Source organism: Streptomyces sp. CA-210063 (assembly GCF_024612015.1).
Lineage (GTDB): Bacteria > Actinomycetota > Actinomycetes > Streptomycetales > Streptomycetaceae > Streptomyces.
In genome coordinates, this window is record NZ_CP102512.1 from 6,688,499 (window position 1) to 6,701,560 (window position 13,062).

13 protein-coding genes are annotated in these 13,062 nt (G+C 70.4%); 2 read left to right on the forward strand and 11 right to left on the reverse strand.

What is annotated here, in order from left to right:
* Positions 1-14: 14 nt before the first annotated feature.
* Positions 15-1,352: an MFS transporter gene (locus JIX56_RS29290; RefSeq protein WP_257544969.1), complete on the reverse strand. Its 1,338-nt coding sequence runs from the start codon at positions 1,350-1,352 to the stop codon at positions 15-17.
* Between the two features lie 70 nt (positions 1,353-1,422).
* Here JIX56_RS29290 and JIX56_RS29295 point away from each other — a divergent pair, with 70 nt between their 5' ends.
* The gene (locus JIX56_RS29295) at positions 1,423-2,412 is read left to right on the forward strand and encodes a GlxA family transcriptional regulator (protein ID WP_257544970.1); all 990 of its coding nucleotides are present in this window, start codon (positions 1,423-1,425) and stop codon (positions 2,410-2,412) included.
* 59 nt (positions 2,413-2,471) lie between these two features.
* On the opposite strand, the gene thpD is transcribed toward JIX56_RS29295, so the two are convergent.
* The 10 genes from thpD to JIX56_RS29345 all read right to left on the reverse strand — a co-directional run bounded on the left by thpD (position 2,472) and on the right by JIX56_RS29345 (position 12,356).
* Positions 2,472-3,371: an ectoine hydroxylase gene (gene thpD / locus JIX56_RS29300; RefSeq protein ID WP_257544971.1), complete on the reverse strand. Its 900-nt coding sequence runs from the start codon at positions 3,369-3,371 to the stop codon at positions 2,472-2,474.
* Positions 3,368-3,991: a diaminobutyrate acetyltransferase gene (ectA, locus tag JIX56_RS29305; RefSeq protein ID WP_257544972.1), complete on the reverse strand. Its 624-nt coding sequence runs from the start codon at positions 3,989-3,991 to the stop codon at positions 3,368-3,370. The genes thpD and ectA overlap by 4 nt, the downstream gene beginning before the upstream one ends.
* Entirely contained in the window at positions 3,988-4,434 is a 447-nt protein-coding gene (locus JIX56_RS29310; protein ID WP_257544973.1) for an ectoine synthase, read from the reverse strand. The genes ectA and JIX56_RS29310 overlap by 4 nt, the downstream gene beginning before the upstream one ends.
* 83 nt (positions 4,435-4,517) lie before the next feature.
* Positions 4,518-5,873, reverse strand: a complete 1,356-nt coding sequence (locus JIX56_RS29315) for an aspartate aminotransferase family protein (protein ID WP_257544975.1) — start codon at positions 5,871-5,873, stop codon at positions 4,518-4,520.
* Positions 5,870-6,145, reverse strand: a complete 276-nt coding sequence (locus JIX56_RS29320; protein WP_257544977.1) for a phosphopantetheine-binding protein — start codon at positions 6,143-6,145, stop codon at positions 5,870-5,872. The genes JIX56_RS29315 and JIX56_RS29320 overlap by 4 nt, the downstream gene beginning before the upstream one ends.
* A gap of 127 nt (positions 6,146-6,272) precedes the next feature.
* Positions 6,273-7,985 carry a class I adenylate-forming enzyme family protein gene (locus JIX56_RS29325; RefSeq protein ID WP_257544979.1) on the reverse strand — a complete coding sequence of 571 codons (1,713 nt, stop codon included), beginning with the start codon at positions 7,983-7,985 and terminating at the stop codon, positions 6,273-6,275.
* Positions 7,985-9,121: a holo-ACP synthase gene (locus tag JIX56_RS29330; RefSeq protein WP_257544981.1), complete on the reverse strand. Its 1,137-nt coding sequence runs from the start codon at positions 9,119-9,121 to the stop codon at positions 7,985-7,987. Before JIX56_RS29330 ends, JIX56_RS29325 begins: the two co-directional genes overlap by 1 nt.
* The gene (locus tag JIX56_RS29335) at positions 9,118-10,638 is read right to left on the reverse strand and encodes an alanine racemase (protein WP_257544983.1); all 1,521 of its coding nucleotides are present in this window, start codon (positions 10,636-10,638) and stop codon (positions 9,118-9,120) included. Before JIX56_RS29335 ends, JIX56_RS29330 begins: the two co-directional genes overlap by 4 nt.
* Before the next feature lie 217 nt (positions 10,639-10,855).
* Entirely contained in the window at positions 10,856-11,185 is a 330-nt protein-coding gene (locus JIX56_RS29340) for a hypothetical protein (protein ID WP_257544985.1), read from the reverse strand.
* 325 nt (positions 11,186-11,510) lie between these two features.
* Complete coding sequence (locus JIX56_RS29345) at positions 11,511-12,356, reverse strand: helix-turn-helix transcriptional regulator (RefSeq protein WP_306819888.1); 846 nt, start codon at positions 12,354-12,356, stop codon at positions 11,511-11,513.
* 266 nt (positions 12,357-12,622) lie between these two features.
* Here JIX56_RS29345 and JIX56_RS29350 point away from each other — a divergent pair, with 266 nt between their 5' ends.
* Positions 12,623-12,865, forward strand: coding sequence for a hypothetical protein (locus tag JIX56_RS29350; RefSeq protein WP_257544988.1), 243 nt, complete (start codon positions 12,623-12,625; stop codon positions 12,863-12,865).
* The last annotated feature ends 197 nt before the right edge of the window (positions 12,866-13,062 follow it).

Genomic DNA, 13,062 nt, shown 5'->3' on the forward strand with positions numbered 1-13,062 from the left:
TACAACCCGCACGTTCAGACGGCAGTACGCACCCGAGGGCCTCGCACCACCATCGCCAGCAGAGACGCGACAAGGCACGTCGCACTGAGGCTCGTCCAGACGACGTCGTACGCGCCGAAGAGATCGCGCGCGGTCGCACCCAGGAACGCCGATGCCCCCGCACCGAGTTGGTGGGCGGAGTTGACCCAGCCGAAGACGATGGGACCGTCCTCGCCGTAGACGCGGTCGCTGAGGGCGATGACCGGCGGGACGGTGGCGACGTCGACCAGGCCGTAGATCACGACGAAGGCGACCATGATCGGGGTGACGGTGGACGAGAACACCATCGGCAGCGCCAGCAGGGTGAGCGCGCGGACCGCGAAGTACGCGGTCAGCAGCCGGCTCGGGTCGAAGCGGTCGGTGAGCCAGCCGGAGAAGACCGCGCCCAGCGCCGAGAACACGCCGATCAGCGAGAGCAGCGACGCGGCGGCGGTGGCGCGCATGCCGTGATCGTGGGCGGCGGGCGCCCAGTTGCTCCACATGATCCCGTTGGTGGAGGCGCCGCAGATGACGAACATCCCGGCCAGCACCCAGAACGGCCCGGTGCGCGCGGCGTCGAGGAGCACCTTCAGGGCGCGCTGCGCGGCCCCGGACGCCGGCGGCGGCTTCGGCACGAACTCCGTCGCCCCGTACGGCTTGGCGCCCACGTCCGCCGGGTGGTCGCGCAGCAGCAGGAGTACGAGGGCGGCCACCGCGAGCGCCACGAACGCCAGCGTCACCACCGGCGGACGCCAGCCGTGCCGGTCGACGCCCCACGCGAGCAGCGGCAGGAAGAGCAGCTGGCCCAGATGGCTGGAGGAGCTGAGCACCCCGGTGACCAGACCGCGTCGCCGCTCGAACCAGCTGCCGGTGATGCTCGCCGCGAACGTCATGGTGAGGCAGCCGCTGCCGAGCCCGATCAACACGCCCCAGTACGCGGTCAGTTGCCAGGGCTCCGCCATCACGCTGGTGAGCAGCGCGCCCCCGGTGACGAGCAGCAGCGCGCCCACGACCACGCGCCGGATGCCCACGCGGTCCATCAGCGCGGCGGCGAAGGGGGCGGTGAGACCGAACAGCACCATGTTCACCGAGGCGGCGAGGGCGATCTGGCCCCGGTCCCAGCCGTAGCTCTCGTGCAGCGGCGTCACCAGCAGACCGGGGACGGTGGTGAAGGCCCCGGCGGTGACGATGGCCGCGCAGGCGGCGACGGCGACGGCCCAGGCGCGGTGGAGCGGATGACGGGGTTCTGGCGTGGGTTCTGGCGTGGGTTCCGGTGTGGGTTCCGGTGTGGGGGGAGTGCTGCTGGTCGGTGAAGGTCGGGTCAACTCAGCCATGTCTCCAGCCTGATGACCGAGTCCTGCCCTCACGAGTGGCCAGATGGACCATGTGCGCAACAATATGGCCATGCCTGTCTTCGCCCACCCCGGCCGCCATCGTGTCGCCGTACTCGCCCGCCAGTTGCTCCTGCCCATCGAGCTGGGAATCGTGCACCAGCTGTTCGGGCAGGCCAGAGAGGGTGCGACGGCGGCGGGGGAGCCGTTGTACGAGGTCGTCACCTGTGGGCTGCGGGCCGGTGTCACGCGCACGGACGGCGACTTCACGGTCAACGTCCCGTACGGCCCGGAGGCCCTGGCCGAGGCGGACACCGTCATCGTCCTGTCGTCCCACGAGGACTACGTCCAGGACACCCCCGACCTCACCACCCCCCTGGCGGACGCCCTCGCCCGCATCCGCCCCGGCACCCGGATGGCCTCCATCTGCACCGGCGCCTTCGTCCTCGCCTCCGCCGGACTGCTCGACGGGCACACGGCCACCACCCACTGGCGGTACACCGACCAGTTCGCCCGGCTGTTCCCCCGGGTCGAGCTGGACCCGGACGTGCTCTACACCGACGGTGGAGACGTCCTGACCTCGGCCGGCTGCGCCTCCGGCATCGACCTGTGCCTGCACATGATCCGCCGCGACCACGGCACGGCCGTCGCGGGCGACGTGGCCCGCCGTACCGTCGTGCCCCCGCACCGCGAGGGCGGCCAGGTCCAGTACGTACGCCGCCCCGTGCCGGCCCTCTCGGCGCCCGCCACCTCCGCCGCCCGCGAATGGGCGCTGCGGCACCTCCACGAGCCCGTCACCCTGGGGCAGCTGGCGGCCAGGGAGGCGATGAGCGTGCGCAACTTCAACCGGCGGTTCCGCGACGAGGTCGGGACGACCCCGATGAACTGGCTCACCCAGCAACGAGTCGAGCGGGCAAGGGAGTTGCTGGAGGAGTCGGACCTCCCCGTCGACCAGATCGCCGCGCGCACGGGCCTCGGTACGGCGGCCAACCTGCGCCGGCATTTCCAGGCGGCGCTGGGGACGTCGCCGAGCGCGTACCGCACGACGTTCCGCGCCCTGTGACGCCGAGCGGGGCGGCCCCTTCGAGGAGCCGCCCCACTGGTCGTACGGGTCGCCGTCGGTCACATCCCTCGCGGGAACTCCCGGTTGCCCAGGTGCTGCGGGCGGGGCGCGGCGGCCGCGTACGGCTCCTCCAGGGCGTTCTCCACGCTGTTGTAGACGATGAAGATGTTGGACCGCGCGAACGGGGTGATGTTGCCGTTCGAACCGTGCATCAGGTTCGAGTCGAACATCACCGCGGACCCGGCCGGGCCGGCGATCTGCTTGATCCCGTGCTCCCGCGCCATCCGCGTCAGGTGCTCCGGGCCGGGGGAGCCCACGGTGATGCGGTGCACCCGCAGCGACTCCTTGTGGAAGTCCGGGGGTGTCTCGCCGACCGAGGGGACGAACGTCCTGTGCGTCCCCGGCATGACCATGAGCGGGCCGTTGAACTCGTAGTTCTCGCTCAGCGCGATGGACACGCTGAACGCGCGCGGCTTGGGCATGCCGTCCTCGGCGTGCCAGGTCTCGAAGTCCGAGTGCCAGTCGAACTGGGCGCCGCCGAAGCCGGGCTTGTAGTTGACCCGGCTCTGGTGGATGTACACCTCCGAGCCCAGCACCTGCCGGGCCACGTCCGTCAGCCGCGGCGAGGCGAGCAGGTCGGCGAAGACCTCGCTGACCTTCTCGACCTCGAAGACCGAACGGAGGCGGTCGGAGTCCGGTTCCAGCACCACACGGCCGCCCGCGAGCACCGCCGGGTCCTCGCTCAGCCGCTGGAGTTCCGCACGGTAGAGCTGGACCTCCTGCTCGCTCAGCAGGTTGTCGAAGACGTGGTAGCCGTCGGCATCGTAGCGCTCCAGTTCCCGCCGGCTCAGCGGCCCCGCCTGGGTGCCCCACACGGTCGGGTCGAGGCGCGGCTGGGCGATGGCCTCGCCGGTGACGCGGGTCGGGTAGCGGTCGATGCGGGTGGGGGCGGTGGTCATGCCTGCTCCTTCTCCTGGTGGGTGGTGATGCCGGTGGTGGTGCTGGTGAGGGGGCCGGTGGTGGTGCTGGTGCTGGTGGTGGTGCCGGTGAGGGGGCCGATGCGGTGCAGGACCTCGTCGTGGTGGCCGTCGCCGAGCCACGCGGCCGGGAACAGCACGCGTTCGGCGACCTCGGCCGACCGCTTGCGGGCGTACTGCTTGAGGACCATGTGGATGGCCTTGTTGTCGGCGGACACGGTGGCCTCGACATACCGGGCGCCGCGCTCGCGCTGCCGCTCGGCTGCGGCCTCGAAGAGCCGTACGCCGAGGAACGGGATGCCGTGCCGGGGGCTGACGGCCGTCTGCCAGACGAAGTACGTCTCGGGCTCGTCGGGACGCCGGTAGCCGGTGAGGAAGCCGACGATCTCGCCGTTCACGGTGGCGAGCAGGGAGCAGTCGGCGAAGTCCCGGAACCACAGGACGTAGGAGTAGGGGCTGTTGGTGTCCAGGCCCGGGGTGTTCTTCACCAACTCCCAGACGGCGAAGCCGTCTTCGGGGCGCGGGGTGCGGAAGACGGCCCTCCGGGCCGGTTCGGCGGCCGTGTCCTCGGCGGTGGACGGCGCGGCGATCGACGTGGTCACGGGCGGCCCGCCCCCTCACCGGTCAGTTCTCCCGTCAGTTCCCCGGTCAGTTCTCCGGTCAGCAGGGGGTACGCGCCCGACTCGTCGTGGTCCTCGGCGCCGGTGACCGGCGGGTTGAAGACGCAGACGTAACGGGAGTCCGTCCTGGGGCGGAGCGTGTGCCGCTCATGGCCGTCGAGGAGGTACATCGTCCCCGGTGTGATCCAGTGCTTCTCGCCGGTCTCCTCGTTGGTGAGCTCGGACTCGCCCGCCACGCACAGCACGGCCTCGATGTGGTTCGCGTACCACATGGTCGTCTCGGTGCCGGCGTAGACGGTGGTCTCGTGCAGGGAGAAGCCGACCCGCTCCTGGGCGAGCACGATGCGCTTGCTCTCCCACGTTCCCGATTTCGCCTTCACATGACGGTCGGTGTTCTCGATGTCCTTGAACGATCGGACGATCACGGTGAGTTCAGCCCTTTCTGTGGACAGACGTCTCGTGCTGTGGACAGACGTCTCGTGCTGTGGTCAGGCGTCTCGTGCAGTGGTCAGGCGGTTTCGCGGACGGCTCGGGCCAGGACGCGCAGCCCCTCGTCCAGTTCGTCGGGGGTGATGGTCAGCGCCGGCAGCAGCTTGACGACCTCGTCCTCGGGGCCCGAGGTCTCCAGGAGCAGGCCGAGCTGGAAGGCGCGGCGGCACACGGCCGAGGCCCGCGCCCGGTCGGTGAACTCGACGCCCCAGACCAGGCCGCGCCCCCGGTGGACGGCGTCCCGGTGCTCGTCGACGAGCGCGAGCAGCGCCTGTTCGACCTGCTGGCCGCGGGCGAGGGTCTGCTTCTCCGTCTGGTCGTCGGCCCAGTACGTGTCGAGCGCGGCGGCCGACGTGACGAACGCCGGGTTGTTGCCGCGGAAGGTGCCGTTGTGCTCGCCCGGCTCCCAGACGTCCAGCTCCGGCTTGAACAGCGTCAGGGACATCGGCAGCCCGTACCCGCTGATCGACTTCGACACCGTCACGATGTCCGGGACGATGCCCGCCTCCTCGAAGGAGAAGAACGCGCCCGTGCGCCCGCAGCCCATCTGGATGTCGTCGACGATGAGCAGCATGTCCCGCCGCTCGCACAGCGCGGCCAGCGCCCGCAGCCACTCCGGCCGGGCGACGTTGACACCGCCCTCGCCCTGCACGGTCTCCACGATCACCGCGGCGGGCGTGTCCAGACCGGAGCCCCGGTCCGCCAGCATCCGTTCGAACCAGAGGAATTCGGGGACCTCGTCGAAGCCGCTGCCGACGTGATCGTCGAGGTGGCCGATGGGATCGACGCGGTCGACGCGGTCGACGCGGTCGACGCGGTCGATGCGGTCGACGCGGTCGAGGTAACTGTCGTACGGCAGCGGTACGGCGTGCACCAGGGGCACACCGGCGCCGGCCCGTTTGAAGGCGTTGCCGGTGACGGCGAGCGAGCCGAGGGACATACCGTGGAAGGCGTTCGTGAAGGACACGACCGACTCCCGGCCCTTGACCTTCCGCGCCAGCTTCAGCGCGGCCTCCACCGCGTTGGTGCCGGTCGGCCCCGGGAACATGACCTTGTACGGCAGATCGCGCGGCCGGAGCACGAGGTTCTGGAAGGTCTCCAGGAACGTCCGCTTGGCGGTGGTCGCCATGTCGAGGCCCTGGGTGACGCCGTCCCGCTCCAGATGGTCGAGCAACGCCCGCTTGAGCACCGGGTTGTTGTGCCCGTAGTTGAGTGAACCGGCGCCCGCGAAGAAGTCCAGGAAGACATGGCCGTCCTCGTCGTACAGCCGGCTGCCCCGGGCCCGGTCGAAGACGGTGGGCCAGCCCCGGCAGTAGCTCCGTACCTCCGACTCCAGGGTCTGGAAGACGCTCAGGTCGGGCGGGGCGATGGTCATACGGCGGCCCGCTCGGGATCGGCCGTGGCCCCTGAGGCGAGGACGAAGTCGGTGAAGGTGTCCACCGAGACGAAGTCGTCCGCGTCCAGCTCCTCCGGGTCGACGACCAGGCCTATGGAGTCCTCCAGCGCCATCAGCATTTCGAGCATCGTCGTGGAGTCCAGGTGCAGGTCGTCGAAGAGCCGGATGTCGCCGTGGAGACCGGTGACGGGCCGTTCGAGGACGTGGGTGAGGGCGTTTTCGAGTGCGGTGACGACGTTCTGACGATCCATCACATGTCCTTATGGGTGGGGTTGTCGTGCTGGTGGGTTGCTGGGGTGCTGGTTGCTGGGTTACTGGGCTGGGCCGGGGTGCTGGGTTACTGGGCTGGGCTGGGTTGCTGGGGGCTGGCGGGGGCGATCAGCGGGCGGCCGGTGCGAGCAGGTCGGGGGAGGAGACCAGGGCGGCGAGCTGCTTCCGGTCGACCTTTCCGTTGCCGTTCACGGGCAGTGCGTCGAGGCGTACACAGCGGCGGGGGATCTTGAAGGGTTCGATCAGGTCGCGCATGCGCTCGCGCACCTCCTCCGCGGGCAGGTCCGCGACCACGGCGAGCACCGCGGACCGCTGCCCGTCGGGAGGCAGTACGGCGGCCGATACGACGCCCTCCACGCGGGCCGCCGCGGCCTCGACCTCGGTGGCGCTGAGCCGGAAGCCGCGCTCCTTGTAGAGGTCGTCGCGGCGCCCGGCGAAGTAGAGGTAGCCGTCCTCGTCCTGCCGGCCGTAGTCGCCGGTGCGCAGCTCGGGGAAGAGGCCCTCGGCGCGCGGGAAGCGCTCGGCGGTCAGGTCGGGGCGCCGCCAGTAGCCGGCCATCACATGCGGTCCGCGGACCACGAACTGCCCGATCTCGCCGGCCGGTAGCCGTTCACCGTCGTCCCCGACGACGAAGACCTCGGTGCCGGGCAGCGGCAGACCGCAGGAGCCGGGCCGGGCGAGGTCGCCGTCGGGCGGCATGATCGCGGTGCGCTTGCACTCCGTGAGGCCGTACATCACCTGGATCCGCAGCCCCGGCAGCGCGCCGCGCAGCGCGGCCATGGTGGTGTCGGACAGCGCCGCCCCGGTGTTGGTGAGCAGCCGCAGCCCCCGCAGCCGGCCGCCCGCTTCCCCGGAGCCGCGCCGCAACAGCCACGCCAGCCGGTCGGCCACGGACGGCACCCCCGGCAGCACCGTCGCCCCGCTCTCCTCCAGACTCCGCAGCAGCGGCGGACCGGCCTCCGCGACCGTGCCGAGATGCAACCGCGCTCCGCTCAGCGCGGACAGATAGAGCTGGTAGAGGCCGTAGTCGAAGGAGAGCGGCAGCGGGCAGTACACGACGTCGTCGGCGCGGTAGCCGAGACAGGCCTGGATGGCGGACACCGCGAACAGCACCTGCTGGTGAGTGCTCACCACCGCCTTGGGCAGGGCCGTGGTCCCGGAGGTGTAGATGAGGCTGACCGGGTCGACGGTGGTCAGGGGGCCGGGACCGTGAGGGTCGGTTGGTGGGGCGGCAGTGTGGGCGCGGGGTTGCGAGGCGGCGGTGTGGGCGCGAGGTTGCGGGGCGGCGGTGTGGGCACCGGGTTCGCGAGGGTCGAGAGCCGTTCGTACGAGGTCCTCGATCCGTACGGCCGTGACGCCGGCCCCCTCAGCGGTACGGAGGGCCTCCGTGTCGTCGGAGACGAGGACGCGGGGCTCGCAGTCGCCCAGCACATGCTCCAACGGGCCGCCGCGCACCTGCTCGTGCAGCACGCTGAACACCGCCCCGATCCGGGACGCGGCGTACACCAGCATCGCCACACCGAGCCCGTCCTCCGCCTTCACGACCAGACGGTCACCCCGGCCCAGCCCCTCCCGCCGAAGCCGCCCGGCCAGCCGCACACTGGCGTCGGCCAGCTCGCCGTAGGTCAGACCGCCGCCGCGGGTGCTCAGGGCGGGGGCCTGGGGGGCGCGTTCGGCGGCCCCGTCGAGGAGGTGGTGGAGGAGGTGGGGGGTGGGGGATGCCGGGGGCGACGATGGGGGTGGGGGCGCGGGGCGTTCGAAGAGGGTGGGAGGCGCGGGGCGCTCCGTGGGGGCCGGGAATTGCTGGGACTCTGTGGGCATCAGGGCTCCCTCGTCGCGGCGGTGGCGGCGGTGGTGGCGGTGGTGGTGGCAGCGACGGTGGTGGTGGGGACCGGCCGGGTGAGTGATGCGGCGCCGTCGGCGATGCCGGTCCCGGCGCTTCCGGCAGCCCCAGAAGCCGCAGCAGCCGTAACAGCCGTAACAGCCCCGTCGCTCCCAGCCGCCGCCCTCTTCCTGGCGACCTTCCCGATCGGCACCACCGTCGTGGCCGTCGCCGAGCAGACGAGTTGGGGCTCGTCGAGCACCTCGGCCGCGCTGTCACCGGTGTCGCCGGGCCGGGCGGCGATCACCTTGTGGGCCCGCAGCTCCACGATCCGGCGCAACCTGGTGCTGCGCACGAGCCGGCCGCTCGCCTCGATGTAGTCGCCGGGACGCACGGGCGCGGTGAACCGGACGTCGGAGTACTCGGAGAGCAGCCCCTCGTCGCTGTCCGTCCGTACGGTGATCTCGGTGACCAGATCCCCGAAGAGCCGCAGGACCCGGGCGCCGTCCACCAGACCACCGCCGTAGTGGGCCTCCTCCTGACCGACCCGTACGCGCAGGAAGGCCATGGTGTGCTGCTCCGCATGCCCCTCTGAGCTGCGGTGGTCCTCGTCGCTGTCCGCCGCGGACGACATGATGGCGAACTCCTCTCTGTCGATCTTTCTTTCGGGCTTTCTGTCGATGGAGCTGTCGATGGAGCTGTCGATGGAGCTGGCGATGGGTCTGTCGGTGGGCCTGGCGGTGGGCTTGGCGGTGGAACCGGAGACGCCGTCGGGCAGGGCGATCGCGACCGCCGCGACGACGTTCTGCTTGTGGGTGATGGACAGGGCGATGTCCGGCGGCCCCAACCGCGCCGCGCGCCCCCGGAACCGGACGACGGGAGCCCCGTCGGTGTCCCGGTCCACCCAGATCTCGTGGGGCGCGACGCCCTGGAGCATCCCGGTCCCCAGCACCTTGAGCACCGCCTCCTTGGCGGCGAACCGCCCGGCCAGGAACTCCAGACGGCGCTCGGCACCCATAGCGTCGGCGAGAGCCGTCTCCTCAGGGGCGTAACCGAACCGCAGGAACCACGGCCGGTCGAGCAGCGCGCGGAGTTCGTCGCGGTCGAGCACGTCGATGCCGATCCGCAGGTTCAAGACGTGCCGTCGAAGTCGAAGCCGGAGTTGAGGCCGGAGCCGGAGCCGGAGCCGGAGCCGGAGCCGGAGCCGGAGCCGGAGTTGAGGCCGGAGCCGGAGCCGGAGCCCGAGCCAGAGCCGAGGTCGAGGCCGGAGCCGAGGCCGAAGTCGACGAGCCGCTGCTTGGCGAGCAGATCCTCGGTCGTGTCCCGCTCCCTCACCAGATGGGCCCGCCCACGGTGGACGATGACCTCGGCCGGATAACCGTGGCTCAGAAAGAGACCCGGCGACGCGGTCGGCCCGTACGCCCCCGAGCGCTCCACCCCCAACAGATCCCCCGGCCGCACCTCGGGCAGCTCGACCTTCTTGGCGACCACGTCGTTCGGCGTGCAGAGCGGCCCGGTGAGGGTGTAGCGGCGCACAGACGGCTCGGAGGGCGAGGCCGGTTCGGAGGGCGAGGTCGCCTCGGACGGCGAGGCCGACGACGGCGACGACGGCGAGGCCGACGACGACGGCGAGGTCCGCCCGACCCTCCGCCCGGTCGGTCGACTCAGGTGGACGACGGGAAAGTTGCGCTTGACGAAGCTGCCGACACCGACCGCCGCCATGTGATGGTTCGTGCCGCCGTCCGCGACGACGAACGTCTCACCCCTGGACTCCTTCACATACCGGGCGCGTACGACATACGTGCCGGCCGTCGCCGTGAGGAAGCGGCCGAGCTCGATGATCAGCCGGCACCTCGGGTTGCGCGCGGCGAAGGGCGCGATCGCGGCGCGCATGCCCTCGCCGAGGGCCGCCAGGTCCAGGTCTTCCTCGTTGTCGAAGTAGGCGACTCCCAGACCGCCGCCGAAGTCCACGGTCTCCAGCGGGAAACCGAGCCGCCCCGCCAGATCCTCGGCGGCGGCAAGCACCTCCCGGGTGTTGCGGACCACGTCCTCGTGCTGGAGGAACCGCGTCCCCATGTACGCGTGGACGCCCCGCACCCGGACGTTCCGCAGATCCGCCAACTCCCCCTTGAGGCCCCGCAGTTCCTCCTCGTCGATACCGAACTGCCGGGGCTTCCCACCCATGGCCAGCCCGGACCCCTTGGCACTGAAGGAGGGATTCACCCGGAGGACCACCGGGACCTTGGCCCCGCGCTCGCCCGCCAGACGGTCCAACTGTCGTAGCTCTTCCAGCGATTCACACACCACCGCGTGAATCCCCGCCTCGACACAGGCCGTCAGCTCCCGCAGGTCCTTGCCGGGCCCCAGGAAAATGATGTTCCGCGGCGCGACGCCGGCCCGGAGCGCGGTGACCAGTTCGGCGTACGAGGAGACCTCGGCCCCCGCACCCCGCGCACCGAGGAACGCGCACACGCTGATGTTCGGGTTGGCCTTGAGCGAGAAGAAGATGTCGACGGACTCGGGAAGCAGTCCGCGCAGTTCGCGAAAGGTCCCCTCCAGCACGTCCGCGTCGTAGACGAACAACGGCGTGCCGAATTCTTCGGCGAGGTCTTCGAACGATTTTCCCTGGATCTGGACGCCTACTGCACTCACGAAATTCCCTTCCTGGGTTTCCCGGCCCCCGGTTGTGCCGTCACTGCCAGCCGGAGTCGTCGTCCTGAGCTTTCCGAACCGTCCCCTTGGATGCCATGAATGCCATGAATTCCATGCCCATTCCTCTGAGGGTGGTGGTGTGCTGCCGACAAGCAAGAGTTTTGCGGCTCGGAGATGCCGTGGGAAGTGGAACCCGATGGCCCAAACTGGCCGTGGCCTATTCAGTCCTGGGCCACCAGGGCCATCCGGTGTCCGGCACGAAAAGGGGCGACTCGGAACACGTCACATGCCAGGTCCGCAGGTCGGGCCGACACGCGGCCGTCCGTCGCCAGAGCCGCTCCGCCGCGGCCTCGGCCTCCGCCAGACAGGCCGCGCGCAGGAAGAACCCCACCACCGGTCGCGTGGGGTCGTCCCGGTGCACGGTGACATGTTCGAGCGCGTCGGCCTCACCGGCGCACGCGGCGATCGCCGACCCGGTGTCCGTAGGCAGAGAACCACCGCCGACACCACGGCCGCAGGGCTCCAGAGCAAGGTGGATGAGATACATCCCCCTAGCTTGGGGCGCCCGCCGAATATGCCCTGCCGACGGTCGCGGGCCGGTTTGGGCCATGGCCGGGACCGGCCCGCCCCGCCCGGTGCGAAACGCCCGAGCGCGACCCGCGCAGCCCCGCTTACTCGTGTGACCAGCAGTGATCAGCCGTGATGAGGGGTGATCAGCCGTGATGAGCCGTAACGAGCAGCGATGAGCCGTAACGAGCAGCGGTGAGCCGTGATGAGCCGTAACGAGCAGCGGTGAGCCGTGATGAGCCGTAACGAGCAGCGGTGAGCCGTGATGAGCCGTGATAACGGTGTCGAGCCGTGCTGAGCTGTGATCAGCCCTGGATGAACCCCTGCTGGGCGGCCCGCACTCCCGCCTGGAACCGGCTGCGGGAGTCGAAGTGCTCCATCAGGGTGGTGGCGATACGGCGGGCCGTGCGCGCCGAGACCCCGAGCCGCTTGGCGACCATCTCGTCCGTGTGCCCCAGTGCCAACAGGCGCAGCGCCTCCAACTGCTGGGGGTTCAACCCGTCGGGCTCCTTCGGACGGCTCTCCACCCCGAACGGCTCGGCCGTCTGCCATACGTTCTCGAACAGGGCGGCCAGGGCGGCCACGGTGCCCTGCGCCCGATGGATCGTGACCCCCGCCGCCGTGTCGTCGCTGTTCGCGGCGATGAGCGCGACCCGCCTGTCCCAGATGATCATCCGGTTGGGCAGCGAGGGCGCCGTCCGCACCTGCGCCCCGTGCGAGGTGAGCCACTCCGCGTGCGCCACCGAGGCGGAGTCGTTGCGGATGCTGTCGAGGTAGACGGTCCGCATCCGCACACCGCGGTCCAGCAGCCGCCGGTTCAACGGCCGTGAGTTCCGCATGTTCTCCTCGGTCTGGGCACCGCCGGGCGCGAAGGTGAGAAACTCGTCCTCGACCTCGTTGTTCATCGCGGCCAGATGATCCCGGATATTGTCGAGACCCTCGACGTGCTCCGCGTCCCCCTTCACCGTCGCGGAATCATCGAGGGCGAATTCCGAGATGATGCGCGCGGCCGCCGCCCGGCCCTCCTCCACCCGCTGCTGTTGAACGGCGAGTTCGGCCTGCTGCCGGGCGATCAGCATCTCCATGCCCAGCTGGGGATTGAGCGCGTGCATACGCTGCGGGTCCTCGACGGACGGCCGTATGAGCGCCATTTCGCTGAGTCTGTCGAGAGCGGTCCGTATTTCTTCCCGGGAGAGACCTAATTCGTCACTCAGTCCCGTGACTCCGGCTTCGGGATGGGCCAGCATCCCCCGATAGACGGATTCAGTGAGGGCGTCAATCCCAAAGACATCGAGCATGCGTCTCATCCATCTCCAGTACGGGTCCCCTTCGCACGCCCACATCCGGACCCGTGACGACTGCGACGCCGACCCGGGGCCCCCTCTCGTGATCATGCGTTGCTGATCCGCTACCCCGAGTGGCGCCCACCACGCCCACCTTCAGCCCGCCTCCAGGGGACGTGCACACCATGCGCGCGTTCTACGGCGCCGCCCTCGGCGGCCGGGGCCCTTGCTCGGCTTCGGTCGGTTCCGGTGTGCGGGGCGCGGCAGCTCGGCATCCTGGCGGCGTCGGCCACCGGCATGGTGCCCTGGTCGCCGTACGACGCCGAATCCCTCAACTCTCCTACGGGCAGCGGCAGTTGAGCCGTACGGCAATGTGATCCAGGTCACCGCCGGGACGTGGGGAAGTGGGCCGCGACACCCCCGTAAGCCTGGCATGCTCATGCATGGCTACTGGGGGGTAACCACCGCATGCGCGCTGTCATGACGACAGCTGTGCCGCCACGGCCCGCCCTCCACCGCCAGGTGCCATCTCTCCTCTCCCACCTGTCCCATCTCGCACCTCTCGCACCTCGCA